Origin of the sequence: Rubrivivax soli, assembly GCF_049810355.1 — a bacterium.
Classification (GTDB): Bacteria; Pseudomonadota; Gammaproteobacteria; order Burkholderiales; family Burkholderiaceae_C; genus Rubrivivax.
Genome location: NZ_CP187368.1, coordinates 2,321,712 through 2,348,243 on the forward strand (window position 1 = coordinate 2,321,712; position 26,532 = coordinate 2,348,243).

Here is a 26,532-nt window from a genome sequence, read left to right on the forward strand (position 1 = left end):
GCCCCCACGACAACACGCCAGGAGACCCCGCATGACCACCACACCCCGACCCCCTGCCCTGCGACCGCTGCGCTGGGCCGCCTTGCTGGCCTGCGCACTGGGCGCCGCGGCACACGCCGACGAAGGCGACCGCCCGCTGCGCAGCGACGGCGTCGCGGCCACCAGCGCCGCAGTCCGCAGCGCGCCCTGGTCGGGCCCGGCCTACCGCCGCGGTGTGGTGGCGGTGGCCAACCCGTACGGCGCCGAGGCCGGCGCGCAGATCCTGGAGCGCGGGGGCAACGCCATCGACGCGGCGGTGGCCATCGCCTACGCGCTGAACGTCGTCGAGCCGCAGTCGGCCGGCATCGGCGGCGGCGGCTTCATGATGATCCACCTCGCCGCCACAGGCGAGACCTTTGCCATCGACACGCGCGAGACCGCGCCCGCCGCCGCCACGCCCGACATGTTCGTCGGCGTGCCCAGCGCCAGTCTGCAGGGCGTGGCGGTCGGCGTGCCGGGCATGGTGCGCGGCACCGCGCTGGCACTGGAACGCTACGGCCAGCTGCCGCTGCGGCGCGTGCTGCAGCCGGCGATCCGGCTCGCCGACGAAGGCTTCGCCGCCACGCCGCGCTACGCCGCGGTCAGCTGCAACAGCCGCTCGCAGAACTCGCCCGAGGCCGCGGCCTTCTTCTGCCCCGGCGGCGCGGCCCCGGTGGCGGGCTCGCTGGTGCAGAACAAGCCGCTGGCCGAGACGCTGCGGCTGATCGCGCGGCACGGCGCCGACTGCTTCTACAAGTACATGCCCGACAAGGGCTGCGACATCGCCAAGGGCATCGTCGAAGGCCAGAAGTTCAACCGCCCGCAGGCCCCCGGGGGCAAGGGCGGCAGCATGGACTACGCCGACCTCGAAGGCTACGTGCCGGCCATCCGCGCGCCCATCGAGGCCAGCTACCGCGGCTTCCGCATCAAGGCGATGGCGCCGCCCTCGTCGGGCGCGCTGACGATGCTGCAGATGCTGAAGTTCCTGGAGCGCTTCCCGCTCGGCGACGCCACGCAGGGCTACGGCTTCGGCAGCGTCAAGACCATCAACGTGATGGCCGACGCGATGCGGCTGGCCTTCGCCGACCGCAGCATCTGGATGGGCGACAGCGACTTCGTGCCGGTGCCCGCCAAGGGCCTGCTCGACCCCACCTACGTCGGGCAGCGCGGTGCCGCCATCGTGCCGGGCACGCGGCTGACGCCGAACCCGGTGCCGGGCGACCCGCGTCCGTTCGACGTGGCCGGCTTCCAGCCCGGCCCGCGCTTCGCGTCGGCCGAGCCGGTGCAGGGGCCCGGCGAGACCACCACGCACTTCTCGGTGATCGACCGCCACGGCAACATGGTGTCGTACACCAACACCATCGAGTCGTCGCACGGCATCGGCGTCTTCGCCGGCTACACCAACGCCGACGGCAGCTTCCGCAACCACGGCTTCCTGCTCAACAACGAGCTCACCGACTTCAACCTCGCACCCACCACCAACACCTTCACCGGCACGCCCGGCTTCAACGACGTGCAGCCGCGCAAGCGGCCGCGCAGCAGCATGACGCCGGCGATGATCTTCACGCCCGGCGGCCGGCCGCTGGTGGCCTACGGCTCGCCGGGCGGCGCGACGATCATCAATTCGGTGCTGAACGTGACGCTGAACCTGATCGACCACAAGATGCCGATCCAGGACGCCATCAACGCGCCGCGCGTGTCGATCACCGGCACCGGCTCGGGCATCTCGCTGGAGAACGGCTTCCCGGCGGCGACGCTGGAAGGGCTGCTGGCGCTGGGCTACACGTACAGCGTCACCGACATCGGCTCGGTGCAGGCCGTGCTGGTCAACCCGGTGACCGGTGCGCAGTACGGCGCGGCCGACGCGCGCCGCGAGGGCACGGTGATCGGGCTGCCGCGCTGAAGCGTGGCGGCAGGGCCGCAGGGCGGGGCAGGCGCCGCAAGGGCCTGCCCGCAGCACTGCCTTGCGGCGGCTGGCGATACTGCCGCCCACGATGACCGCTGCCCACCGCCCCGAGGACCACCTGCGCGCCGCCGCCGAGGCGCTGCAAGGCGAGCAGGTGAGCATGCAGACGCTGCTGGCCGCGCACGGCCCGGGCACCCACGGCACGCTGCTGGTGCTGGTGGCCGTGCCCTGCATGCTGCCGATCCCCGGCACCGGCAGCGTGCTCGGCTGGGGGCTGCTGGCGCTGGCCCTGGCGATGTGGCGCAACGGCCGCGACCAGCCGCTGCAATTGCCGGCGCGGGTGGCCGGGTTCCGGATGTCGCGCAGCGCCGCCCAGCGCGTGTTGCTGCTGCTGGCGCGCTTCTACGGCCTGGCCGGCCGCCTGTCCCGCGAACGCCTGACCGGCCTGGCCCACGACGGCCACCGGTTCTGGCTGGCCCCCAAGGTGGCGGTGATGGCCGTGCTGATCATCCTGCCCATCCCGTTCGGCAACGTGCTGCCCGGCATCGCCGTGGTGCTGCTGGGCCTGGGCATGGCATTCCGCGACGGCCTGGCCGTGCTGCTGTCCGGCGCCACGGCGGCGCTGGCGCTGCTGTTCACCGCAGCGCTGGGCGCCGGGGTCTGGCAGCTGGGCACGGCCTGGGGGGCCTAGCTAGCGGACCGCCAGGAGACGCCGGGCCCGCGCGGCGGGCCCGGGCAGCAGGCCTGCCGACCTATACCGTCGGGTTGCGCAGGCGGATGTGCAGCTCGCGCAGCTGCGCTTCGTCGACGTTGCTCGGCGCGCCGGTCAGCAGGCATTGCGCGCGCTGCGTCTTCGGGAACGCGATCACGTCGCGGATGCTCTCGGCCTTGGTCATCAGCGTGACCAGGCGGTCCAGGCCGAAGGCCAGGCCGCCGTGCGGCGGCGCGCCGTACTGCAATGCATCGAGCAGGAAGCCGAACTTCACCTTGGCGTCCTCGGCCGTGATGTTCAGCGCCTTGAAGACCTTGCTCTGCACCTCGGCGCGGTGGATCCGCACCGAGCCGCCGCCGAGTTCCCAGCCGTTGAGCACCATGTCGTAGGCCTTGGCGATGCAGGCGCCGGGGTCGGTGTCCATCAGGTCCTCGTGCCCGTCCTTGGGCGCGGTGAACGGGTGGTGCACCGCGCTCCAGCGGCTGTTGTCCTCGTCGTACTCGAACATCGGGAAGTCGACCACCCACAGCGGCGCCCACTTGTCCTCGAACAGCCCGTGCTGGCGGCCGAACTCGCTGTGGCCGATCTTCACGCGCAGCGCGCCCAGGGCGTCGTTGACGACCTTGGCCTTGTCGGCGCCGAAGAAGATGACGTCGCCGTTGCACGCGCCGGTGCGCGCGATGATCTCGGCGATGGCGGCGTCGTGCAGGTTCTTCACGATCGGGCTCTGCAGCCCTTCGCGGCCCTTGCCGGCGTCGTTGACCTTGATCCAGGCCAGGCCCTTGGCGCCGTAGATCTTCACGAACTCGGTGTAGGCGTCGATCTCGCCACGGCTCATCTCGCCGCCACCGGGCACGCGCAGCGCAGCCACCCGGCCGCCCTTGCTGGTGGCGGGGCCCGAGAACACCTTGAAGTCCACCGTCTTCATCACCTCGGTGAGTTCGGTGAACTCCAGCTTCACGCGCAGGTCGGGCTTGTCCGAGCCGTACTTGTGCATGGCCTCGGCGTAGGTCAGGTGGCCGTAGACCGGCAGCTCCACGCCCAGCGCCTTGCGGAACACCGTGCGCACCATCGCCTCGGTGATCGCGCGGATCTCGGCCTCGTTCAGGAACGAGGTCTCGATGTCGATCTGCGTGAACTCGGGCTGGCGGTCGGCGCGCAGGTCCTCGTCGCGGAAGCACTTGGTGATCTGGTAGTAGCGGTCGAAGCCCGCCACCATCAGCAGTTGCTTGAAGAGCTGGGGCGACTGCGGCAGCGCGAAGAACATGCCGTCGTGCACGCGGCTGGGCACGAGGTAGTCGCGTGCGCCCTCGGGCGTGCTCTTCGTGAGCATCGGCGTCTCGATGTCGACGAAGCCCTGCTCGTCGAGGAACTTGCGCACCTCCATCGCGACGCGGTAGCGCAGCATCAGGTTCTTCTGCATCTGCGGCCGGCGCAGGTCGAGCACGCGGTGCGTCAGGCGCACGGTCTCGCTGAGGTTCTCGTCGTCCAGCGGGAACGGCGGCGTGACGCTGGGGTTCAGCACCTCCAGCTCGTGGCACAGCACCTCGATGCGGCCGCTGGTGAGGTTGGCGTTCTCGGTGCCGGCCGGGCGCGCGCGCACCTTGCCGACGATCTTCAGGCAGAACTCGTTGCGCACGCCCTCGGCGGCCTTGAACATGTCGGCGCGGTCGGGGTCGCAGACCACCTGCACCAGGCCTTCGCGGTCGCGCAGGTCGATGAAGATCACGCCGCCATGGTCGCGGCGGCGGTGGGCCCAGCCCATCAGGGTGACGGTCTGGTCCATCAGCGTCTCGCTGACCAGGCCGCAGTAAGTCGTTCTCATCGGGTCACTCCAAAAACCGGTGTTGTGCTGTCGTGCTGTTCAGGCGGGGCGGGCTCTGTCGCAAGCCCTGAGGACCGGCCGCTGCGCCTGCATGGGGGTGGGCGCGGCCGACCCCGTCAATTTCGGGCCGGCGCGGCCTCCGGGGGCGCCACCACGCCCATCGAGATCACGTACTTCAGCGCCTCGTCGACGCTCATCTTCAGCACCCGCACGTCGCTGCGCGGCATCATGAGGAAGAAGCCGGAGGTCGGGTTCGGCGTGGTCGGCACGTACACGCTCACGAAGTCGTCGCTGAGGTGGGCCGCCACCTCGCCGCCGGGCTTGCCGGTCACGAACGCGATGGTCCACGAACCCTGGCGCGGGTACTGCACGAGCACGGCTTCGCGGAAGGCGTTGCCGCTGCTGGAGAACAGCGTGTCGGAGACCTGCTTGACCGAGCTGTAGATGCTCTTGACGATGGGGATGTTGTGCAGCACGCGGTCCCACTGCCGCAGCCACCACTGGCCCACGAAGTTGGCCGCGAACACGCCGGTCAGCAGCAGGCCCAGCACCATCACCACGATGCCCAGGCCCGGCACGTGGCGCAGGCGCTCGATGCTGGCGTGCGCGGCCTGCGGCAGCACGGCCTGCGAGGCCGACAACATGCTCTCGAAGACGCCGTTCAGCGCGCCGAGCAGCCACGACAGCACCCAGACCGTGATGGCCAGGGGCAGCCAGACGAGCAGGCCGGCAAGGATGTACTTCTTCACGCGCGCTTTCGGGGACGGTCGGACAAGGGAGGGGATCAGTCGGCAGCCGGCGCCGCCGGCGCGGGGGCCGGCGTGGGGGCGGGCTTGTCGGCCGCCTTCTCCGGCGCCTTGTCGGCTGCCTTGTCGGCGGCAGGCGCCGCGGCGGCATCGCCGGCGGCGCCGGGCTTGGCCGGGGCGGCATTGTTGCCGCCGCGGAAATCGGTCACGTACCAGCCCGAGCCCTTGAGCTGGAAGCCGGCGGCGGTGACCTGCTTGGCATACGACGCCGCGCCGCAGGCCGGGCAGGCCGTCAGCGCGTCGTCCGAGATCTTCTGCAGATGGTCCTGGGCGTGGCCGCAGGATGCGCAGCGATACGCATAGATCGGCATGGCTAAACCCTTGATTTGAAAAGCGGAATTGTAAGGGTTCAGACCCACCAGCCGAGTTGCAGGGCCAGCCGCGTGGCCAGCAGGCCGGCGACGAAACCGATGGCGCCGTAGATCAGCACCTGCAGCAGCCGGTTGGTGCGGCGCTGCTCTGCCAGCAGCGCCGGCAGCAGCGGCGACTCGCCGTGCGTGCGGCCGCGCTGCAGCGACTGGTGCAGCAGCCGCGGCAGCTCGGGCAGCAGCTGGGCGTAGCGCGGGGCCTCGTTCTTCAAGCGCTCGAGCAGGCCGCGCCAGCCGATCTGCTCGTTCATCCAGCGCTCGAGGAAGGGCTTGGCCGTGCTCCACAGGTCGAGGTCGGGGTCGAGCTGCCGGCCCAGGCCCTCGATGTTCAGCAGCGTCTTCTGCAGCAGCACCAGCTGCGGCTGGATCTCGACATTGAAGCGGCGGCTGGTCTGGAACAGCCGCATCAGCACCTGGCCGAGCGAGATGTCCTTCAGCGGCCGGTCGAAGTGCGGTTCGCACACGGCCCGGATGGCGCCTTCCAGCGCGTCGACGCGCGTGTCGGGCGGCACCCAGCCGCTTTCGATGTGCAGTTCCGCCACGCGCTTGTAGTCGCGGCGGAAGAAGGCGATGAAGTTGTACGCCAGGTATTCCTTGTCGTTGTCGGTGAGCGTGCCGACGATGCCGAAGTCCAGCGCGATGTAGCGGCCGAAGGTGCGCGGGTCCAGGCTGACCTGGATGTTGCCCGGGTGCATGTCGGCGTGGAAGAAGCCGTCGCGGAAGACCTGCGTGAAGAAGATCGTGACACCGTCGCGCGCGAGCTTCTTGATGTCGACCCCGGCCTCGCGGATGCGCTCGAGCTGGCTGATCGGCACGCCGTGCATGCGCTCCATGACGATGACGCTGTGCGTGCACAGCTCCCACACCATCTCGGGCACCAGCACCAGGTTCAGGCCGTCCATGTTGCGGCGCAGCTGCGCCGCGTTGCTGGCCTCGCGCACGAGGTCGAGCTCGTCGTGCAGGTAGCCGTCGAACTCGGCCACCACCTCGCGCGGCTTGAGCCGCTTGCCGTCGGCCGACAGACGCTCGACCCAGCGCGCCAGCGTGTGCAGCAGGCGCAGGTCGTCGTCGATGACGTCGAGCATGCCCGGGCGCAGCACCTTCACGGCGACCTGGCGCCCGTCCTTCAGCACCGCGAAGTGCACCTGCGCGATGGAAGCGCTGGCCACGGGCTCGGCGTCGAAGCTGGAGAAGATCTCCTCGATGCGGCGGCCGAAGGCCTTCTCCACCAGCACCCGCGACTCGGCGGCCGGGAAGGGCGGTACGCGGTCCTGCAGCAGCGCCAGCTCGTCGGCCATGTCCAGCGGCAGCAGGTCGCGGCGGGTGCTCAGCACCTGGCCGAACTTGACGAAGATCGGCCCCAGCCGCTCGAGCGCGCGGCGCAGGCGCACGCCGCGCGGCGCGTCGAGCCGGCGGCCCACGGTGGCCACCCGCACCAGCAGCCGCACCCAGGGCTGGCGGAAGGCCGACAGCGCCACCTCGTCCAGGCCGAAGCGCAGGACGGTCAGGACGATGAAGACGAGCCGCGTGAGGTGGCGCATCGCCGCGCCGCCTAGGCGCGCGGCCGCAGGCGGCTGCCCAGCGCACCGGCGCCCTGCACCGCCGCGCGCAGCGCGTGCGCCAGTGCCGAGCCCAGCTTCATCAGCGGCGCCGCCATGGTGGGGCCGACGACACGCTCGAGGTCGGCCGCCACGTCCCAGCGCAGGTTCTGCAGCAGCCAGTTGACGTCGCCGGCCAGCGCCGCGTCGCCTTCCACCGCCACCGGTGGCAGTTCACCGCCGAGCGCACGCGCCAGCAGCAGCGCGGGGTTCGAGGCGTCCAGGCGCACCAGCAGGTCGGCACCCGGGCCGGCCCCGGCGCTGCACCATTCCAGCAACCCGGCCGGCGTGACGCGGAAGGCCAGCACCGGCGGCGGCGGCAGCAGCGCGGGCCAGCCGGTGGGGCTGAGCTCGACGCAGCGCCCGGCGTGGGCCTTCAGCCGCGCCGTGGCCACGTCTTCCGAGGCCAGCACGTGGTTGATGACCAGCGTCAGGCGCTCCATGACGGCAGGTGCGAGCAGGCTGTGCAGGGTTTGAAGCATGGCGGGATTGTAGGCAGGCATGGCAGATGCAAGCCCCTGCAACGAAGCCTGCCGGACGCACGCTTTGGGCGAGAATGCGCCGCTTTGGCGCCGGCTGCCCATCCGGGCAACCGACCCCACCGATGTTCGAAGACCGCAGCTACAAACGCACGTTCTACAGCGCACCGCAGTCGGTGACGTCGCTGGTGGCCGCCTTCATGGAACCCACCATCACGGTGGCCGTGTACCTGGCCGTGGCGGAGTGGTTCGAAGAACCCGTGCTGCGCCCCGATCTCACGCTGTGCCTGCTGATCTTCGCGCTCACGTTCCCGGGCCGCAACCGCTTCGAGGACCGGCCGCTGAATGCTGCCGTCGACATCGGCACCTCGTGGGTGAGCCTGCTGCTGATCCTGGCGCTGTGCGGCTACGCCACGCGCAGCCTGGGCTTCTTCGATCCCGGCGTGCTGGCCTGTTGGGCGGCGGCCACGCCGGTGCTGCAGTGGCTGGCGTTCTTCGCCGGCCGCAGCTGGCTGCGCCACCGGGCGACGCTGCCCGAGCACCGGCGCAGTGCGGTCGTGGTCGGCGCCAGTGCGCTGGGCGTGAAGGTCTCGCGGGCCTTCCAGGCCGGCGGCGACAGCGGCCCGTCGTTCCTGGGCTACTTCGACGACCGCACCGACGACCGCGTCGACCCGGCTGCGTCGGGCCAGCGGCTGGGCACGCTGCGCGACGCGGCGCCCTACGTGCGTGCACAGGGTGTCAACGAGGTCTACATCACGCTGCCGCTGGGCTCGCAGCCGCGCATCGTGGCGCTTCTGGAACAGGTGCAGGGCACCACGGCATCCATCTTCTACGTGCCCGACGTGTTCGGCATCAGCATCATCCAGGGCCGGCTGAAGGACATGAACGGCGTGCCCGTGGTGGGCATCTGCGAGACCCCGTTCACGGGCACCAACGAGCTCGTCAAGCGCATCTCCGACATCCTGCTGGCCAGCGCCATCCTGGTGCTGATCGCTCCGCTGCTGCTGGTGCTGGCGGTGGGCGTGAAGCTGAGCTCGCCCGGACCGGTGATCTTCCGCCAGCGCCGCAACGGCCTGGACGGCGGCGAGATCGTGGTCTGGAAGTTCCGTTCGATGCGCACGCAGGACAACGGCCCGGTGGTGCAGCAGGCGACCAAGGGCGACCCGCGCATCACGCCCTTCGGCGCCTTCATCCGCCGCACCTCGCTGGACGAACTGCCGCAGTTCTTCAACGTGCTGCAGGGCCGCATGAGCATCGTCGGCCCGCGCCCGCACGCGGTGGCGCACAACGAGCAGTACCGCCAGATCATCAAGGCCTACATGGTGCGCCACAAGGTCAAGCCGGGCATCACCGGCTGGGCACAGGTGAACGGCCACCGCGGCGAGACCGAGACGATCGACAAGATGCAGGCGCGCGTCGAATACGATCTGGAGTACCTGCGCAACTGGTCGCTGGGGCTGGACCTGCAGATCATCGCCCGCACCGTGAAGCTGGTGTTCTTCGACCGCAATGCCTACTGACGCCGGCTCCGGCCGCACCGCTTCCGCGATGACCACCCGATTCCTGCTGCCACTGCTGCTGGCCGCGCTCGCCGCCCCGGCGGCCCGGGCCGATGGCAACCCGTGGTCGCTGGGCGTGTCGCAGACCGTCTCGCGCAGCTCCAACCTGCTGCGGCTGCCGGCCGATGCCGCCGTGCCGGCCGGCTTCAGCCGCGCCGACACCGTGTCGTCCACGGCGCTGCTGGCCGGGCTGGACCAGCCCTTCGGCCGCCAGCGCGCCTACGGCAACCTGAGCCTGCGTGCCGACCGGCTGTCGAACAACCGCATCTACGACAACGAAGGCTACGCCCTCGCTGGCGGGCTCGACTGGGCCACGGTCGAGCGCGTCTCGGGCACCCTGCGCGCCAGCGCCAACCGCACGCTGGCCGACTTCTACGCCGACGAGATCGGCTTCCTGCCGAACAAGAACCTGCAGACCACGGGCGAGATCGACAACACCGTGCGCATCGGCGTGGTGACCGACTGGACGGCCGAACTCAACGGCACGATCCGCAGCGTCGACTACTCCGCCGATGAATACCAAAGCCGCGAGTTCCGCGAACGCAGTGCCGGCGCCAGCCTGCGCTACAGCCCGGGCGGCGCCGGCAGCATCGGCCTGGGTCTGCGCGAGACGCGGGGACGCTACCCGCGCTTTCGCACCGCGGCCGACGGCACGCCGCTGCCCGACCACTTCGCGCGCAGCGATCTCGACCTCAGCGGCAGCCTGCAGCCCTCCGGCGCCAGCCGGCTGGCCGCCCGCGTGAGCCTGGCGCGCATCCGCTACGACATCGCGTCGCAGCGCGACTTCTCCGGCGTCACCGGCTTGCTGCGCTGGACCTGGCAGCCCACGGGCAAGCTGCGCCTGGAGACCCGCCTCACGCGCGACCCCAGCCAGTCCTCGTATTTCTCCGACAGCGCCGACGCTGCTGCCGATGCCACCGTCGACTACAGCCGCATGACGACCACGCTGCTTTGGCGCGCCGACTGGCAGGCCACGGCCAAGCTGGCGTTCAACACCCGGTTCACGCACGCCCGGCGCGCGCTCACGCGCACGCTGTCCGGCAGCGGCAGCGCGGTCGATGGCCGCGACCGCCGCACCGTGCTGGAGGCCGGCGTCGACTGGGCGCCCACGCGCAGCCTGCGCCTGGGCTGCAACCTGGCACGCGACCAGCGCAGCGGCGACGCCAGCACGCTGAGCTCCGACTACAGGGACAACACGCTCGCGTGCTCGGCCCGGTTCACGCTGCAATAGACCCCATGACCACCATCCTGCTCACCGGCGCCACCGGCTACATCGGCTCGCACACCTGGCTGGCCCTGCAGGCCGCGGGCTTCGACGTCGTCGGCGTCGACGACTTCTCCAACAGCAGCCCGGAGGTGCTCGAGCGGCTGCGCGACCTGGGCGGCCGGGCGCCGGTGTTCGAGCGGCTCGACGTCACCGACGCCGGCGCGGTCGACGGCCTGTTCCAGCGCCACCGCATCGCCGCCACCGTGCACTTCGCGGCCTTCAAGGCGGTGGGCGAGTCCACCGCGCAGCCGCTGGCCTACTACGCCAACAACCTGGGCGGGCTGCTCACGGTGTGCGCCGCGATGCAGCGCCACGGCGTGCGGCGCTTCGTGTTCAGCTCCAGCGCCACCGTCTACGGCGACCCCGAGCGGCTGCCGATCACCGAGGACGCCGCGCTCAGCGCCACCAACCCCTATGGCCAGACCAAGCTGATGGGCGAGCAGATCCTGCGCGACCTGGGCGCGTCCGACCCCGCCTGGCAGTCGGCCTGCCTGCGCTACTTCAACCCGGTGGGCGCGCACGAGAGCGGCCGCATCGGCGAAGACCCGCGCGGCACGCCGAACAACCTGATGCCCTACGTGGCCCAGGTGGCGGTGGGGCGGCGGCCGCAGCTGCAGGTGTTCGGCGGCGACTACCCCACGCCCGACGGCACCGGCGTGCGCGACTACATCCACGTCGTCGACCTCGCCCAAGGCCACGTCGCCGCGCTGCGCCGCCTGCTCGACCACCCCGGCTCGCTCACCGTCAACCTCGGCACCGGCAGCGGCAGCAGCGTGCTGGAGGTCGTGCGCGCCTACGCGCAGGCGAGCGGGCGTGACATTCCTTACCAAATCGTGCCGCGCCGGCCCGGCGACGTCGCGGCCTGCTATGCCGACCCGACAATGGCGGCGACACTGCTGGGCTGGCGCGCGCAGCACGGCCTGGACCGCATGTGTGCCGACAGCTGGCGCTGGCAGTCCCTCAACCCCCAGGGCTTTGCACTCCCATGAGCATCTCCGTCCAACCCGTCATCATGGCCGGCGGCTCCGGCACCCGGCTCTGGCCGCTGTCGCGCGCGGGCTTTCCCAAGCAATTCCTCGTGCTGGCGGGCAACAGCACCTTGTTCCAGCAGGCCGCCTCGCGGCTGCGGGGCCTGGACGGCGGCGGTGTCGCGGTGGCCGCCCCGCTGATCGTCGGCAACGAGGAGCACCGCTTCATGGTGCTGGACCAGCTGCGCGAAGTGCAGATCGAGCCGGCCGCCGTGGTGCTGGAGCCGGCCGGGCGCAACACCGCGCCCGCCCTGACGCTGGCCGCGCTGCAGGCGCTGGAGCACGGCGCCGACCCGGTGCTGGCCGTGATCTCGTCGGACCAGACCGTGACCGACGAGGCGGCCTTCCGCGCCGCGCTGCAGCGCGCGGTGGAGGTGGCCGCCGACGGCGCCATCACCATCCTGGGCATCACGCCCGACCGCCCCGAGACCGGCTACGGCTACATCCGCACCGAGGCCGCCCCCGGCAGCGCCGCGCTGCACGTGGCGCAGTTCGTCGAGAAGCCCGACCTCGAGACGGCGCAGCGCTACCTGGCCGCCGGCGGCTACTTCTGGAACGCCGGCATGTTCGTGCTGAAGGCCAGCGTCTGGATGGCGGCGCTGGAGCGCTTCCGCCCCGACATCGCCGCCAGCTGCCGCACCGCGTGGGCCGCGCGCAGCACCGACCAGCGCTTCGTGCGCCCGGGCAAGGCCGAGTTCGCGGCCGTGCCGTCGGAGTCCATCGACTACGCGGTGATGGAGAAGTGCCCGGGCAGCCCCTTCGACATCCGCATGGTGGCGCTCGACGCCGGCTGGAACGACCTCGGCGCCTGGGAGGCCGTGTGGCAGGTGGCGCCCAAGGACGCCGACGGCAACGCCGCGGTCGGCGACGCCATCGTCAAGGACAGCCACAACACGCTGGTGCACGCCACCAGCCGCCTCGTCAGCGTGGTCGGGCTGACCGACGTCATCGTGGTGGAGACACCCGACGCCGTGCTCGTGGCCGACCGCGAACGCAGCCAGGAGGTCAAGCAGATCGTCAACCAGCTCGGCCGCGAGCAGCGCGGCGAACATGCGCTGCACCGCAAGGTGCACCGCCCCTGGGGCTGGTACGACAGCATCGACAACGGCCCGCGCCACCAGGTCAAGCGCATCATGGTCAAGCCCGGCGCCTCGCTGAGCCTGCAGATGCACCACCACCGCGCCGAGCACTGGATCGTCGTCAGCGGCACGGCCGAGGTGACCAACGGCGACAAGGTCATCATGCTCACCGAGAACCAGAGCACCTACATCCCGCTCGGCCAGACCCACCGCCTGGCCAACCCGGGCAAGGTGCCGCTGGAGATCATCGAGGTGCAGAGCGGCAGCTACCTGGGCGAAGACGACATCGTGCGGTTCGAAGACACCTACGGTCGGAAGTAGCGCGCCATGACCATTCTTGTCACCGGCGGAGCCGGCTTCATCGGCAGCAACTTCGTGCTCGACTGGCTGGCGCAGAGCGACGAGACGGTGGTCAACCTCGACGCGCTCACCTACGCCGGCAACCTGCGCAACCTGGCCGCGCTGCAGGGCGACACGCGCCACGTCTTCGTGCACGGCAACATCGGCGACCGGCCGCTGCTCGACAGCCTGTTCGCCACGCACAGCCCGCGCGCGGTGCTGCACTTCGCGGCCGAGAGCCACGTCGACCGCAGCATCCACGGCCCCGGCGCCTTCATCAAGACCAACGTCGAGGGCACCTTCACGCTGCTCGAGGCCGCGCGTGCGCACTGGTCGGCACTCGACGCCACGGCCCGCGCCGCGTTCCGCTTCCACCACGTGAGCACCGACGAGGTCTACGGCAGCCTCGCGCCCGGCGCCCCGGCCTTCACCGAGACCCACCCCTACGAACCCAACAGCCCGTACAGCGCCAGCAAGGCCGCCAGCGACCACCTGGTGCGCGCCTGGCACCACACCTACGGGCTGCCGGTGCTCACCACCAACTGCAGCAACAACTACGGGCCGTACCACTTCCCCGAGAAGCTGATCCCGCTGATGATCGTCAACGCGCTCGCGGGCAAGCCGCTGCCGGTGTACGGCGACGGCCAGCAGATCCGCGACTGGCTGTACGTGGGCGACCACTGCAGCGCCATCCGCGCCGTGCTCGCCAGCGGCCGCGTCGGCGAGGTCTACAACATCGGCGGCTGGAACGAGCAGGCCAACATCGACATCGTGCGCACCGTTTGTGCCCTGCTCGACGAGCTGCGCCCCGACCCGGCCGGCCCGTACAGCCGCCTGGTCACCTACGTTGCCGACCGCCCCGGCCACGACCGCCGCTATGCCATCGACGCGCGCAAGATCGAGCGCGAGCTCGGCTGGCGCCCGGCCGAGACCTTCGCCAGCGGCATCCGCAAGACCGTGCAGTGGTACCTGGCCCACGCCGACTGGGTGGCGCAGGTGCAGAGCGGCGGCTACCGCGACTGGGTCGCGACCAACTACAACGCACGCTGATGCAGATCCTGCTGCTGGGCAAGAACGGCCAGGTCGGCTGGGAACTGCAGCGCGCGCTGGCACCGCTGGGCAACGTGGTGGCCTGCGACTTCGACAGCCCGGCACCGCACACGGCGAACTTCGCGCAGCCCGAGTCGCTGGCGGCGCTGGTGCAGGCCGTGCGCCCCGACGTGATCGTCAATGCCGCCGCCCACACCGCGGTCGACAAGGCCGAGAGCGAACCCGAGCTGGCACGCGCGCTGAACGCCACCGCACCCGCGGTGCTGGCGCGCGAAGCCGCTGCGCGCGGCGCCTGGCTCGTGCACTACAGCACCGACTACGTCTTCGACGGCAGCGGCGACAGCCCGCGCGACGAAAGCGCGCCGACGGCGCCGCTCAGCGTCTACGGCCGCACCAAGCTCGAAGCCGAGCAGGCGATCGCCGCCAGCGGCTGCCACCACCTCATCCTGCGCACCAGCTGGGTCTACGCCACGCGCGGCGGCAACTTCGCCAAGACCATGCTGAAGCTGGCGGCCGAGCGCGACACGCTGAACGTCATCGCCGACCAGATCGGCGCGCCCACCGGAGCCGAGCTGCTGGCCGACGTCACCGCGCATGCGCTGCGCCAGGCCGTCGTGCAGCCGGCACTGGGCGGCCTGTACCACTGCGTGGCCGGCGGCGAGACCAGCTGGCACGCGTATGCGCGCTTCGTGATCGAACACGCCCGCGCCGCCGGGCAGCCGCTGAAGGTGGCGCCCGACGCCGTGCACGCCATCCCCACCAGCGCCTACCCGACGCCGGCGCAGCGGCCGTTGAACTCGCGCCTGGACACGACCAGGCTGCGCGAGGCCTTCGGCCTGGAGCTGCCGCCGTGGCAGTCCGGCGTGACGCGCATGCTCGCCGAGATCCTGGGCCGCTGAACCGAGAAGGCACACCACCATGCAACGCAAGGGCATCATCCTCGCCGGCGGCTCGGGCACGCGGCTGCATCCGGCCACGCTGGCGATCAGCAAGCAGCTGCTGCCGGTGTACGACAAGCCGATGGTCTACTACCCGCTGTCGACGCTGATGCTGGCCGGCATCCGCGAAGTGCTGATCATCAGCACGCCGCAGGACACGCCGCGCTTCGAGGCGCTGCTGGGCGACGGCAGCCGCTGGGGCATGCAGCTCAGCTATTGCGTGCAGCCCAGCCCCGACGGCCTGGCGCAGGCGTTCATCCTGGGACGCGGCTTCGTCGGCGGCGCGCCGAGCGCGCTGGTGCTGGGCGACAACATCTTCTACGGCCACGACTTCCAGCCCATGCTGCAGCGCGCCAGCGCACGGCAGCACGGCGCCTCGGTCTTCGCCTACCACGTGACCGACCCCGAGCGCTACGGCGTGGTGGAGTTCGACGCCCACAAGCGCGCGCTCAGCATCGAGGAAAAGCCCAAGGTGCCCAAGAGCAACTACGCCGTCACGGGGCTGTACTTCTACGACGACCAGGTCTGCGACATCGCAGCCTCCATCCGGCCCTCGGCCCGGGGCGAGCTCGAGATCACCGAGGTCAACGCGCAGTACCTCCGTCAGGGCCAGCTCGACGTCGAGATCATGGGCCGCGGCTACGCCTGGCTCGACACCGGCACGCACGACAGCCTGCTCGAAGCCGGGCAGTTCATCGCCACGCTGGAGAAGCGCCAGGGCCTGAAGGTGGCGTGCCCCGAGGAGATCGCCTACCGCAGCGGCTGGATCGACGCCGCCGCGCTGGAACGGCAGGCGCAGCCGATGCTCAAGAACGGCTACGGCCAGTACCTGATGCAGGTGCTGCAGGACAAGGCCTTCTGATGCAGTTGCTGCCCACCCCCCTGCCCGGCGTGCTCATCGTCGAGCCTGCGGTGTTCGGCGACGAGCGCGGCTGGTTCATGGAGAGCTTCAACGAAGCCCGCTGGACCGCCGGCCTGGCCGCGCTGGGCCTGCCGGCGCCGCGCTTCGTGCAGGACAACCACTCGTGCAGCCAGGCCGGCGTGCTGCGCGGCCTGCACCACCAACTGCCGCCGCACGCGCAAGGCAAGCTGGTGCGCGTGGTGCAGGGTGCGGCCTTCGACGTGGCGGTCGACATCCGTGCCGGCTCGGCCACCTTCGGGCAGTGGTTCGGCATCGAGCTGAATGCCGACAACCGGCGGCAGCTGTGGATCCCGCCCGGCTTCGCGCACGGCTTCCTGGCGCTGCAGGACCACACGCACTTCCTCTACAAGACCACCGACGTCTACGCACGCGACTGCGAACGCAGCGTGCGCTGGGACGACCCGGCCATCGGTATCCGCTGGCCGCTGCCGCCGGGCTGCAGGGCCCCGCTGGTGGCCCCCAAGGACGCCGCCGCACCGCTGCTGACCGACGCCGACCTGCCGCAGCTGTAGCACCCAGGCACGCGAAGCCTGGACGAAAAAAAACCGCAGCCGAGGGCTGCGGTTCTTCTGTCGGCGCCCGAAGGCGCCGCGTCGAACGAGGGGCTGCTTACAGCGCCTTGATGTTCGAAGCCTGCGGGCCCTTCTGGCCCTGCTTCACTTCGAATTCGACCTTCTGGTTCTCGGCCAGGCTGCGGAAGCCCGTGCCACCAGCGATTTCGCTGAAGTGCGCGAACAGATCCTTGCCGCCGCCGTCCGGCGTGATGAAGCCATAGCCCTTGCCGTCGTCGAACCACTTGACGGTGCCAGTTTGCGTAGTCATGAAAACAATCCAATACAAAAAATGCTGCGAAGCAAAAACGACATCGCAGTGCAAAGCCACGCAAGAAGATCACCGGGCAGGGGAATCAACCGCAACCTGTCTGATGTGCGCGGGGAGCCGCGCCGACAAGCAGGGTGAGAAGACCGACAGACAATGGTCTTGAGCAAGTTCGCAGACGCATTATGCACGAATGCGGTGGTGAACATCCGGTCACCAGTGCACACCTCTCGTGAAGGGGTGTGCGCTCAAGTGGCCGGTCATGCCGCCGAAACAGCGGGCATCCGCTGAGACCCCGCTCCGACAGCCGTCCGACACCGTCTCACATGCGACCCGCCGCCCTGCGCCTTGCAGGCGCGGCGGCCACGCCCAGCGGCGCCCCGGCGCCGCGCCCGGGCGCCCCGTCCGACGAGTTGTCTCCACCATGACCTTCCTGTTCCCGCCTTCCCTGCGGCGCCTGGCCGCTGCCGCCGCCTATCTGTCCGTGACGTTGCTGACCGCCTGCGGTGGCGGCTCCGATCCCACGGTGCCCGACACCACCACCGTCGCGGCCGACACTGACGTGCCGCAGAGCCAGGCCGTGACCACCGCCGCGCTGAAGCTGCCGCTGAGCGCCAAGCAACTGCTGGAATTCGCCAGCGACTGGACCAAGTCGCACGAAGCCGCGCCGCAAGGCGTGCCGCTGTGGTTCGACTGGGCGCGCCAGGGCCGGGTCGGCGCCGGCAACACCGTGCCGGCCGGCTTCACCGCGATGACGGGTTGGGCGCAGTCGTTCTGGATCCAGGGCACGACGACCGTCGTCGACACGCTGAGCGTGCGCGGCCACCAGACCCTGGTCTGCGCCGGTGCCGAGCGCCGCTGGACCCTGGTGCAGGGCGGCGACATCACCGGCGCCACGTTCCATCCCGACTACTCGGACAACACCGCGGTGCCGCCGCTGTCGTTCACGCAGTCGGGCGGCATCGCCAGCCTCAGCTACCCGGTGGCCATGGCCTACCACTTCTGGCCCGCCAGCGGCCGGGTGGCCCTGCCTGCCGGCCCGCTGTGCGGCGTGCTGGTGCTGGTGGAGGCCAAGGCCACGCGCGCGCCCGGCGTGGCGCCGGCATCCAACGGCAAGAGCAACCTGCTGATCGGACTGGGTGGCGACTACTGGCTGTCGACCACGGCACCGTGGAGCGGCTACGACACCAATGCCGACATCGGCATCGGCCGCCTCAAGTTCGTCGGCCCCGACTGGAAGTGGTACGGCATGACCACCGCCAGTTCCACCGACCTGCGCCGCCTGGCGGCCGACGGCTACACCGTCGCGACCCGCTGAACCCGCCGGGACCGGCCTCGGCCCGGGCGATACTGTGGTGCGGCGCCTGCCGCGCCAAGTGATCGCCATGCCCGCACCGCCCGCCGACCGCCACCGATCCGCCCGCCGCACCGTGCTGGCCCAGGCAGGCGCGGCCGTGCTGGCCGGCGCCCTGCCCGGCCGCGCCGGCGCCGCGGGCCTGTCGCCGGCCGGGCTGCCGCGCCTGCTGGAACTGAGCGCTGCCTGGGGCCAGCCGCACGAGGCCATTCCGCAGGGCGTGCCCGCCGGCTACGACTGGGCACGCCGTGCGCGCCGCGGCCGCGGTAACGCCGTGCCCGAGGGCTTCGGCGCGATGACGGCCTGGGGCCAGGTCTTCTGGGCCGACGACGCGCCCGCCGGCGACGCCATGCTGGCCGTGCGCGACCTGCTGTTGCTGGTCTGCAGCGGCCCGGACCGGCGCTGGGCGCGGCTGCAGGCCGGCGCCGTCGAGGGTCGCGTCTTCCGACCCGACTTCCGCGGCAACGAGGCCCGCGCCGCCACCACGTTCGCGCAGCGCGACGGCGCGGCCCACGTGCGGTTTCCGCGCACGACGGCCTTCCACTTCTGGCCGCGGCAGGGCCGCGTGCGCGTGCCCGCCGGCACGCTGCACGGCATGGTGGTGCTGATCGAGGCCCGGCTGGTGCCGCTGGATGACGGCAGCCCCTCCACGCCCGGCGCGCTGCTGCTGGGCGCCGGCGCCGACTACTGGAGCAGCGGCGGCGCCGCGTGGGACCAGTACAAGACCAATCGCGACGCAGGAGTCGGCCGTCTCGAGCGGGTCACCGACGCCTGGCGCTGGTTCGGCCTGAGCACGGCCGACCCGGCCGACCTGCAGGCGCTGTCGCGCCAGGAAGCGCCGCGCTGAGGCTGCCGGCCTAAGGCAGCTTCGCCTGCAACTGCTGCGCCTGCGGCAGCTGCGCGCACAGCAGCGTCTCGTAGGCCTGCAGCACGGCCGGCCAGGTCAGGCCGTCGGCAAAGCGCGCCCTGCTCGCCGCGGCCATCGCCGCCAGCCGCGCGGGGTCGGCCAGCACGGCCGAGAGCACCGTGTCGAACGCCGCCGCGCTGTCGAAGTAGGCCGCGCCCGCACCCGCCACCCAGCGGTTGAAGCGGTTGTCGTGCGCGATGACCGGGTTGCCCGCGCCCAGCGCCTCCACCAGCGACGGGTTGGTGCCGCCCACGCGGTGCCCGTGCACGTAGGCCAGGCTGTGGCGGCGCAGCGCCTGCACCACCTGCTTGTCGTAGATGGCGCCGAGAAAGCGCACCTCGCTGCCGGCGGCAGCCTGCACCTGCCGGTGGTACACATGGCCCGCGTCGTAGTGGCCCAGCACGGCCAGCTGCACGCCGCGCGGGCGCGCCGAGAAGCCCTGCACCGCCTCGAGGATGGAGTTCTCCGGCTCGGGCCGCGCCACCAGCGTCAGGTAGCGCCCGGGCTCCAGGCCGAGCGCGCGCACGGGCACTTCGGGACGGTCGGCCAGCGCATCGGCGCCGTAGGGGATGGTGGTGATCTTGCCGGCACGCGTGCGCGTGGCCAGGTGCGCGTGGATGGCCGGGTGGTCGGCCACCAGGTGGTCGCCGAGCCAGCAGCCGGCGCGTTCGTTGAGCCAGAACCAGGTCTTGGCCACCGGCCCCCACTTGGCGCGCGACCACTCGATGCCGTCCATGTTGATGACGTTGGGCACGCCGCGCAGACGCAGCCAGGCGCAGAACACGGCCGTGTTGTAGCCCAGCGTGAGGCACAGGTCGCGGTGCGCCGCGGCATGCCGCGTGGCGTGCCAGTCGAAGACGATGGTGCCGGCAGCGCCTGCCTGCGCGACCGGAATGCGCACGCGCTCGATGCCCTGCCAGCGGTCTTCCTGCACCGGGCCGGCGCCGGTCTCCTGGCAATAGACGACCACCCGCCAGCCCCGCGCCACCAGGTGCAGCGCCAGGTGCTCGGCGAAGGTCTCGAAGCCGCCGTGGGCGGCCGGCACGCCGCGGATGCCGAGGATGCGCAAGGTGGGCTGGGTCATGGTGTGGTGGCAGGCGCCTGCGTCGCGGTGGGCAGCGGCACGCCGAGGCTGGCGTACAGCGCCAGCATCGCCTGCAGGTAGGCCGGCTGGTTGTAGTGGGTGGTGACGTGCGCGCGCGCGGCGCGGCCCATCGCCGCGAGGGTCGTGTCGGGCAGGCCCATCACCTGCCGCAGCGTGTCGGCCAGGGCCGGCGCGTCGCCGCTGGGAAAGAGCCAGCCCGTGTCGCCGGCGGCGATCAGTTCGGGGATGCCGCCGATGTCGGCGCCCACCACCGGCTTGCCCAGTGCCATGCTCTCGAGCACGCTCATCGGTGCGTTTTCGTACCACTCCGACGGCAGCACCACCGCACGCGCGCTGCGCACGGCGTCGTGCAGCGCCTGGCCGGCGCAGAAGCCCAGGAACTCGACACGCCCGCCGCTGCGCTGCGCCAGCGCCCGCAGCGCCGCTTCCTCGGGCCCCGTGCCGGCGATGCGCAGCGGCACGCCGGCCCGTGCCGCGGCATCGATCAGCGTCGCCACGCCCTTCTCGGGCGCCAGGCGGCCGAAGTACAGCACGTGGTCACCGGGCGTGAAGTCGGGCGCGAAGGCGCTGCTGTCGACGTAGTTCGGGATGTGCACGAAGCGCTCGCGCGGCCAGCCCCACTGCACGAACTTCTCCAGGAAGAAGCGGCTCGGCACGACGATGCGGTCGACATGCCTGCGGTAGCTGCCCAGCCAGCGCTGCACGCCGCTTTCGACCGCGACGATGGCGCTGGCGCCCAGCGAGCCGCGGATGCAGCGCTGGCGCACGACGTTCAGCACGCTGCCGTCGCGGCAGCGCTCGCAGATGCCGCCGGCGTTGAGCATCTTGTAGGCCGGGCACGCGATCTTCAGGTCGTGGGCGGTCAGCACCACCTTCACGCCCGCGGCCTGCAGCGTGCCCAGGATCGACGGCGACAGGTGGTGGTAGATGCAGTGCAGGTGCGCCACCTGCGCCGGGAACTCCGCCAGCAGCCCGCGCAGGCGCCGCTGCGCCTCGAACGAATGCACCACCTTGCCGGCCATCGCCAGCTTCTGCAGCAGGCCGTAGTCGTGCCCGAACTCCAGTTCGTCGACGAAGTGCCGGCTCCACGGCGTGGGCAGGTTCTTCGGGTGCTGCATCGAGAAGTAGCCCACCTGCCAGCCGGCGCGCTCCATCAGCGCGGCGTGCTCCAGGTAGACGACGTCGGAGCCGCCGCGCCGGTAGTGGTAGCTGTTGACGTTGAGCAGCCGGCTCATGCGACGTCTGCCCGAGGTGGAGGCCGCACGGCGTCGGCCCGGCGCTGCGCCAGCGCGCCGGCGCTGAAGAAGAAGATCGCCATCGCGGTGTAGTTGCCGATCAGGTTTTCCGAGAAGCAGTAGATCGCCACCACCAGCAGCGGCACGGTCTGCCAGCCGCGGCCGCTGCGCACGATGGCCCGCCACACCAGCCAGACGAAACCCGCCAGGCCGAAGAGGCCGAACTCGAACAGGAAGCGCACGTAGTCGTTGTGCGGCACCAGGTGCAGGCGCGACATCGGCACCGACTGCGAGACGCCGAAGCCGAAGAACCACTGGTACGGCGATGCCGCCGCGTACAGGTCCCACAGGTCCAGCCAGTGCTTCAGGCGGAACAGGAACGACAGGTCGGTGGTCTTCAGCAGCAGCACCAGCTGCGCGAACGTCACCGTGCGCAGGTCGATGCGGCCGTCGGCCAGGTACTGCACGCTCTGCACCACCGGCGTGATGCGGCTGTACGGGCCGACATCGGGGAACAGCAGGTAGCCCGCCGTGCCCAGCGCGCAGACGACCAGCAGCACCAGCAGCTCGCGCCGCCGGCCCACGCCCAGCAGCAGCGCCAGCAGCACCGCCAGCAGCACCCCCAGCGTGCCGAACATCACGCCAACCAGCACGTAGAGCAGCACGCTGCGCACCGGCTGCCCGCGCAGCACGCCCAGCAGGCCCAGCAGCGTCACCGCGTACAGCGCGGCGTTGTTGCGGTTCGAGAACACCCCGGCCTCGCGCGTGCCGTCGATGACGAAGCCCGCGCGCACGAGCTGCACCGCGAACACCGCCAGCGGCACCGCCACCAGCAGCCAGAAGCACAGGCGCACCGCCGGCTGCTGCCACGCCGCCTGCACGCGGCCGCGCTCGAATGCGGCGCCGAACACCAGGAACAGCGGCACCAGCAGGATCTTCAGCAGCTCGTTCCAGGCCGCCACCTGGGGGTTCACGACCAGCGTGCAGGCCATGCCGGTGTAGAACACCGCGAAGCCGGCGGCCAGCCCGCCTGCAGGCTGCGGCCGGCGCCCCGACAGCAGCCAGTGCCCGGCGAGCAGGCCGAAGATCAGCACCGCCCAGGCGTTGGCCAGCGCCTTCAGCAACCCCGAGCCGGCCAGCTGCGCCAGCCCCAGCAGCCCCACGTAGCTGCAGAACAGCGCCAGGAACAGCAGCGTGCCGTCGACCGGCGTGCTGCGGCGGGTGTGGGGCAGGTGGAGGGAGGTGCCGCTGGCCATGCTCAAGGGTGCGCAGGGGTGCCTAGGAGCGCGGCGCGCACGGCCTGCGCCGCGCGTGCCCAGTCGAAGGACGTGACCACCAGGGACCGCGCCGCCAGCCCCATGGCCTGCGCCGCGGCGGGGTCGCGCAGCAGCGCCACGGTGGCCGCGGCCATCGCCGCGGCGTCGTCCTGCGCCACGACGCGCGCGTGCGTGCCGGCAGCGAAGCCCTGGATGCCGTTGAAGGCCGCCGCGCCGCCGACCACGGCACGCGCCGCAGCCATCGCTTCCAGGGTCTTGTTGATGAGGCCGAAGCCCTTGAACACCGGGCTCCAGACCACGGCAGCGCCCGCATAACACGGCAGCAGATCGTCGGCGTAGGGCTGGTGCAGGACGCCTTCGGCCGCGGCCAGCGCCTGCAGCAGCGGCGCCGGGGCGTTGCGCCCGACCACACGCAGCCGCGCCGCGGGCACCGCCTGGCGCACCAACGGCCAGACCCGCTCGACCAGCCAGTGCGCGGTGGGCACGTACTCGCCGCCCAGGTCGGCCACGAACAGCACGCCGGCCGTGTCGGGCGGGGGCAGCGCGAACAGCCGCGCATCGACGCCGTTGGGCACCACCTGCGCACGCGCGGCTGCTGCCGGGCCGGCCAGCGCGCGCAGCGCCATGCGGTCGGCGTCGGTCTGCACCAGCACCGCGTCGCAGCGCGACAGCAGCGCAGCCTCGATGCGGCCGATGCCGCCGGCCCGCAGCGCGTCGATGGCGGCCTTCACGCGCTGCCGCGGCCGCAACCCGGCGGCGCGGCCGCGATGGCGGTACTCGGCCGCCGTGCAGTCGTTGACCGCCGCCACCGTGCGGCCCACCGACAGCCGGGCGGCGGCACACACCGCGCGCCACTGGGCCAGCGCGCTCATCGGCGACACCAGCACCGCCGGCGCGCCCTGCAGCACCTGGGCCGCGCTGTCCTGGCCCGCGGCCAGCACCCAGCCGTGCTGGAACATCTCGCGCCGCGCCAGCTCGTCGACCACGCGGCGCCAGCGCGGGCGCCGCTGCAGGCGCAGGCGCAGCACCGGGCCGTACAGCGCCTCGTTGCGGGCCACGAACTCCTGCTGCGGCGGGCCGCCGTCGGGTTCCAGCAGGCACAGCCGCACGCTGAAGTGCCGCTGCAGGTGCGCCAGGTGGTGGAACAGCGGCAACGTGATGCCGTTGCGCGGCGGCGCCGGCAACTGGTCGGTCACCACCCACAGCACGGGCGGCGTCATGGCCGGTCCTCGAAATTGCGTGCGGCCAGCGCCTTCACCGCCGGCCACTGCGCGGCGACCTGCGCGCGCAGCGGCTGCAGTTCGGCGACGAACTGCGCCAGGCGCTGCTGCAGCGCGCCCGGGGCCAGCGCCTCGGCCGGTGCCATCGCCACCCAGGCAGGCAGGCCGAAGTGGCGCAGCAGGCCTTCGAACTTGCCCTGGTAGGCGAAGGCCAGCACCGGCACGCCACCGCCCAGCGCGGCGATCGCCAGGTGCATGCGCCCGGTGACCACGCCGTCCAGTGTGGCCGCCAGGGCCTTGATGCCGGCTGCGCTGGGCGGCGCGGACAGCGCCAGCGTGCGCGCGGCCGTGGCCGGGTCGAGCGCGGCCTGCAGGGCCTGCAGCGCCTCAAGGTCGCCGATGCCGGCACGGTCGTCGTGCGGCAGCAGCAGCCAGGCGACGCCGGGCACGGCGGCCATCGCCGCGGCCGTGCACTGCACCAGCGCCTGCACGGTGCCGGCCGCGGCGTCGCCGCGGAACAGCAGCGGGTGCAGGTTGACGGCGACGACACGCTGGCCGAGCGCGCGCTGCATGGCGATCCAGCGTGTGGCCGGCAGCGCCGCCGCCTCGGCGGCATCGGGCTGCAGCATGAAGGCGACGTCGGCCACCAGCCGCGCCGGCACGCCCACGCGGCGCTCGAAACGCTGCAGCGACAACGGGTCGCGCAGGTGCACGCGCACGCCGGGGTGCAGGCGGCGGAACGCCCAGGGCACGACGGCCGCGGGGTGGTCGTTGAGGCTGAAGCCGGTGAACGCGGTGGCCACGCAGGCGCGCTGCAGCAGGTCGGCGGCGACGATGCGGCGCAACGCCTCGACCGGCGAGTAGTGCCCGTCCATGATGTCCGCCCCCATCAGGAAGGCCACGCGCGGCCGTGCACGGCGCATCTGGCGCAGCAGGCGCAGCGGCATGGCCACGCTGCCCCACACTTCCAGCGGCCGCAGGCCCAGGCGGTCGGCGCAGGCGCGCGCGGCGTCGGCCTGCACGCTGACGAACACCTCGCGCACGCCAGGGCGCGTGCGCAGGTGCTGCAGGATGGCCGTCATCATCGCTTCGTCGCCCTTGGAGCCGACCAGCGTGACTGCGTCGCACGAGAGCACGAACGCGCTGTCGCCGCCTGGACGCGGGCCCAGACCGAGACGCAGCGCGCCGCGCGCCAGCGCCCAGGTGCAGGCCAGCAGGGCCTGGTGCAGTGTGGAGGTCAGTGCGCTCATCGTTCTTGCCAGGCCAGGCGCAGGTAGCGCAGTTCGTTGAAGAGACGCTGCCGCGACAGCACCAGCAGCGCCGCGGCGTGCACCAGCGCAAACACCGCCAGCAGCAGCACGCTGCGCAGCAGCAGCGGCCAGCCGGCGTCGGCCAGCAGCGGCCGCAGCGCCGCCACGCTGACGGCCGCGCACAGCGCCGCCAGCAGCCCGGGCCACAGCGCCTGTGCGAGGCGGCCGAGGTCGGGCCGGATGACACGCGCCACCGACCAGAACGAGAGCGGCGCCACGAGCAGCTGCGACAGCAGGAAGTGGAGCGCCAGCGCGTCGGTGTCCGCCGCAGGCAGCGCCACCAGCACGGCCAGCGCCGCCAGCACCTTCGTCAGGTTGATGCCCAGGATCCACCCCGCGCGCCCGTCGGCAGCCAGCAGCGCGCCGTTGAAGAACTGCACCACCTGCACCGCGCCCAGCAGGCACAGCCACTGCGCGGTGCCGGCGCTGGCGGCCCAGCGCGCACCGAACAGCAGCGCCGTCAGCTCGTGTGCGCAGGCGGCCACGGCGACGAACACCGGCAGCGTCGTCGAGGCCGCCAGGTACACGAAGCGGTGGTACTGCTCGGCCAGCGCCTCGCGCCGTTCGACGATCTTCGACAGCGCCGCGGTCGCGACGTCGGTCAGCATGCCGCCCAGCAGCTGCAGCAGCGTGAGGTAGAGCTTGGAGCCCACCGCATACAGGCCCAGGCCGGCCACGCCCAGCTTGGCCAGCACCACCACCTCGACCAGGCGCGCCGCCAGGAAGTCGAGCGCGCGGCTGGCCATCGCGCCGCTGCCGTAGCGGACCAGCGCCCGCAGCGCCGCGCCATCGCGCCGGGCCTGCGGACGCCAGGTGCTGCCGCGCGACAGCAGCACGGCCGCCACGCCGGCCGCCACACCGGCCTGCACCACCAGGCTGGCGGCACCGAAGCCGCCGGCCGCGAGCGCCAGGCCGATGGCGCCCGAGACCAGCGTGGCGGCGATGCCGGCGCGGGCCACGGACCGGAAGTCGAGCTGCTGCTTGCGCCAGGCCGTCTGGAAGGCCACGACCAGCGCCAGCGGCGGCACCGGCGCGGCCAGCGCCAGGCAGGCCGCGGCGCCGGGCGTGTCGGACCCCATCGCCAGCGCCGCCAGCGGTCCGGGCAGCGACAGCAGCGCCAGCGCCGCCAGCAGCGACACTCCCAGCGCCAGCAGGAACGCCTGGTCCAGGTGCGCCGGCAGCAGGCGCGGCGAGCGCACGATGGCGTCAGGCAGGCCGAGCTCGGCCACGATGGCCGCAGCGGCCAACACCAGCAGCACGGCGGCGGCCACGCCCATCTCCGAAGGCGAGAGCAGCCGCGCCAGCACCACGAACAGGCCCAGCGCCAGCAGCTTCACGCTCCAGTTCTGCAGCGCCGACCACAGCAGGGCCAGCGCAGTGCGCGATCGCAGGCTCTTCGCCGCCGTCATCT

24 protein-coding genes are annotated in these 26,532 nt (G+C 71.8%); 12 read left to right on the top strand and 12 right to left on the bottom strand.

What is annotated here, in order from left to right; all coding sequences use genetic code 11:
• The first annotated feature begins 31 nt into the window (after positions 1-31).
• The gene (ggt, locus tag ACPOLB_RS10460; RefSeq protein ID WP_425261297.1) at positions 32-1,921 is read left to right on the top strand and encodes a gamma-glutamyltransferase; all 1,890 of its coding nucleotides are present in this window, start codon (positions 32-34) and stop codon (positions 1,919-1,921) included.
• A 91-nt stretch (positions 1,922-2,012) separates the two neighbouring features.
• The gene (locus tag ACPOLB_RS10465) at positions 2,013-2,615 is read left to right on the top strand and encodes an exopolysaccharide biosynthesis protein (RefSeq protein WP_425261298.1); all 603 of its coding nucleotides are present in this window, start codon (positions 2,013-2,015) and stop codon (positions 2,613-2,615) included.
• 61 nt (positions 2,616-2,676) lie between these two features.
• Here the strand turns inward: ACPOLB_RS10465 and aspS are convergent, their stop codons facing one another.
• The 5 genes from aspS to ACPOLB_RS10490 form a co-directional block, all read right to left on the bottom strand.
• Complete coding sequence (gene aspS, locus ACPOLB_RS10470) at positions 2,677-4,461, bottom strand: aspartate--tRNA ligase (protein ID WP_425261299.1); 1,785 nt, start codon at positions 4,459-4,461, stop codon at positions 2,677-2,679.
• A gap of 116 nt (positions 4,462-4,577) precedes the next feature.
• Positions 4,578-5,210: a DUF502 domain-containing protein gene (locus tag ACPOLB_RS10475; RefSeq protein WP_425261301.1), complete on the bottom strand. Its 633-nt coding sequence runs from the start codon at positions 5,208-5,210 to the stop codon at positions 4,578-4,580.
• A gap of 35 nt (positions 5,211-5,245) precedes the next feature.
• Positions 5,246-5,578 (bottom strand): FmdB family zinc ribbon protein, encoded by a 333-nt coding sequence (locus tag ACPOLB_RS10480; RefSeq protein WP_425261905.1) that lies wholly within the window; start codon positions 5,576-5,578, stop codon positions 5,246-5,248.
• A gap of 38 nt (positions 5,579-5,616) precedes the next feature.
• Positions 5,617-7,176: a ubiquinone biosynthesis regulatory protein kinase UbiB gene (ubiB, locus tag ACPOLB_RS10485; RefSeq protein WP_425261302.1), complete on the bottom strand. Its 1,560-nt coding sequence runs from the start codon at positions 7,174-7,176 to the stop codon at positions 5,617-5,619.
• A gap of 11 nt (positions 7,177-7,187) precedes the next feature.
• Positions 7,188-7,715: a hypothetical protein gene (locus tag ACPOLB_RS10490; protein ID WP_425261303.1), complete on the bottom strand. Its 528-nt coding sequence runs from the start codon at positions 7,713-7,715 to the stop codon at positions 7,188-7,190.
• A 122-nt stretch (positions 7,716-7,837) separates the two neighbouring features.
• Here ACPOLB_RS10490 and ACPOLB_RS10495 point away from each other — a divergent pair, with 122 nt between their 5' ends.
• Genes ACPOLB_RS10495 through rfbC form a run of 8 tightly spaced genes read left to right on the top strand, consistent with a single transcriptional unit; the run spans position 7,838 to position 16,406 of the window.
• The gene (locus ACPOLB_RS10495; RefSeq protein ID WP_425261305.1) at positions 7,838-9,232 is read left to right on the top strand and encodes an undecaprenyl-phosphate glucose phosphotransferase; all 1,395 of its coding nucleotides are present in this window, start codon (positions 7,838-7,840) and stop codon (positions 9,230-9,232) included.
• Positions 9,233-9,260: 28 nt separating this feature from the next.
• Positions 9,261-10,502, top strand: a complete 1,242-nt coding sequence (locus ACPOLB_RS10500) for a hypothetical protein (RefSeq protein WP_425261306.1) — start codon at positions 9,261-9,263, stop codon at positions 10,500-10,502.
• A 5-nt stretch (positions 10,503-10,507) separates the two neighbouring features.
• A complete protein-coding gene (galE, locus tag ACPOLB_RS10505; protein WP_425261307.1) occupies positions 10,508-11,527 on the top strand; it encodes a UDP-glucose 4-epimerase GalE in 1,020 nt (339 codons plus the stop codon).
• Entirely contained in the window at positions 11,524-12,966 is a 1,443-nt protein-coding gene (locus ACPOLB_RS10510; RefSeq protein WP_425261309.1) for a mannose-1-phosphate guanylyltransferase/mannose-6-phosphate isomerase, read from the top strand. Before galE ends, ACPOLB_RS10510 begins: the two co-directional genes overlap by 4 nt.
• A gap of 6 nt (positions 12,967-12,972) precedes the next feature.
• Positions 12,973-14,034: a dTDP-glucose 4,6-dehydratase gene (gene rfbB, locus ACPOLB_RS10515; RefSeq protein WP_425261310.1), complete on the top strand. Its 1,062-nt coding sequence runs from the start codon at positions 12,973-12,975 to the stop codon at positions 14,032-14,034.
• A complete protein-coding gene (rfbD, locus tag ACPOLB_RS10520; protein WP_425261311.1) occupies positions 14,034-14,933 on the top strand; it encodes a dTDP-4-dehydrorhamnose reductase in 900 nt (299 codons plus the stop codon). The genes rfbB and rfbD overlap by 1 nt, the downstream gene beginning before the upstream one ends.
• Positions 14,934-14,952: 19 nt before the next feature.
• Complete coding sequence (gene rfbA, locus ACPOLB_RS10525) at positions 14,953-15,834, top strand: glucose-1-phosphate thymidylyltransferase RfbA (RefSeq protein ID WP_425261312.1); 882 nt, start codon at positions 14,953-14,955, stop codon at positions 15,832-15,834.
• Positions 15,834-16,406, top strand: coding sequence for a dTDP-4-dehydrorhamnose 3,5-epimerase (gene rfbC, locus ACPOLB_RS10530; RefSeq protein WP_425261313.1), 573 nt, complete (start codon positions 15,834-15,836; stop codon positions 16,404-16,406). The genes rfbA and rfbC overlap by 1 nt, the downstream gene beginning before the upstream one ends.
• A gap of 97 nt (positions 16,407-16,503) precedes the next feature.
• Here the strand turns inward: rfbC and ACPOLB_RS10535 are convergent, their stop codons facing one another.
• Positions 16,504-16,716 (bottom strand): cold-shock protein, encoded by a 213-nt coding sequence (locus ACPOLB_RS10535; RefSeq protein ID WP_425261314.1) that lies wholly within the window; start codon positions 16,714-16,716, stop codon positions 16,504-16,506.
• Between the two features lie 421 nt (positions 16,717-17,137).
• On the opposite strand from ACPOLB_RS10535, the gene ACPOLB_RS10540 reads away from it, so the two are divergent.
• Positions 17,138-18,031 (top strand): hypothetical protein, encoded by an 894-nt coding sequence (locus ACPOLB_RS10540; RefSeq protein ID WP_425261316.1) that lies wholly within the window; start codon positions 17,138-17,140, stop codon positions 18,029-18,031.
• Positions 18,032-18,098: 67 nt separating this feature from the next.
• Complete coding sequence (locus ACPOLB_RS10545) at positions 18,099-18,914, top strand: hypothetical protein (RefSeq protein WP_425261317.1); 816 nt, start codon at positions 18,099-18,101, stop codon at positions 18,912-18,914.
• Between the two features lie 10 nt (positions 18,915-18,924).
• Here ACPOLB_RS10545 and ACPOLB_RS10550 read toward each other — a convergent pair whose 3' ends face one another.
• Genes ACPOLB_RS10550 through ACPOLB_RS10575 form a run of 6 tightly spaced genes read right to left on the bottom strand, consistent with a single transcriptional unit; the run spans position 18,925 to position 26,530 of the window.
• Entirely contained in the window at positions 18,925-20,058 is a 1,134-nt protein-coding gene (locus tag ACPOLB_RS10550) for a DUF1972 domain-containing protein (protein ID WP_425261318.1), read from the bottom strand.
• Positions 20,055-21,314, bottom strand: coding sequence for a glycosyltransferase family 4 protein (locus ACPOLB_RS10555; RefSeq protein ID WP_425261319.1), 1,260 nt, complete (start codon positions 21,312-21,314; stop codon positions 20,055-20,057). The genes ACPOLB_RS10550 and ACPOLB_RS10555 overlap by 4 nt, the downstream gene beginning before the upstream one ends.
• Entirely contained in the window at positions 21,311-22,570 is a 1,260-nt protein-coding gene (locus ACPOLB_RS10560) for a hypothetical protein (RefSeq protein WP_425261320.1), read from the bottom strand. Before ACPOLB_RS10560 ends, ACPOLB_RS10555 begins: the two co-directional genes overlap by 4 nt.
• A 2-nt stretch (positions 22,571-22,572) precedes the next feature.
• A complete protein-coding gene (locus ACPOLB_RS10565) occupies positions 22,573-23,811 on the bottom strand; it encodes a glycosyltransferase (protein ID WP_425261322.1) in 1,239 nt (412 codons plus the stop codon).
• Complete coding sequence (locus ACPOLB_RS10570) at positions 23,808-25,061, bottom strand: polysaccharide pyruvyl transferase family protein (RefSeq protein WP_425261323.1); 1,254 nt, start codon at positions 25,059-25,061, stop codon at positions 23,808-23,810. Before ACPOLB_RS10570 ends, ACPOLB_RS10565 begins: the two co-directional genes overlap by 4 nt.
• Positions 25,058-26,530 (bottom strand): oligosaccharide flippase family protein, encoded by a 1,473-nt coding sequence (locus ACPOLB_RS10575; protein ID WP_425261324.1) that lies wholly within the window; start codon positions 26,528-26,530, stop codon positions 25,058-25,060. Before ACPOLB_RS10575 ends, ACPOLB_RS10570 begins: the two co-directional genes overlap by 4 nt.
• Between the last annotated feature and the right edge of the window lie 2 nt (positions 26,531-26,532).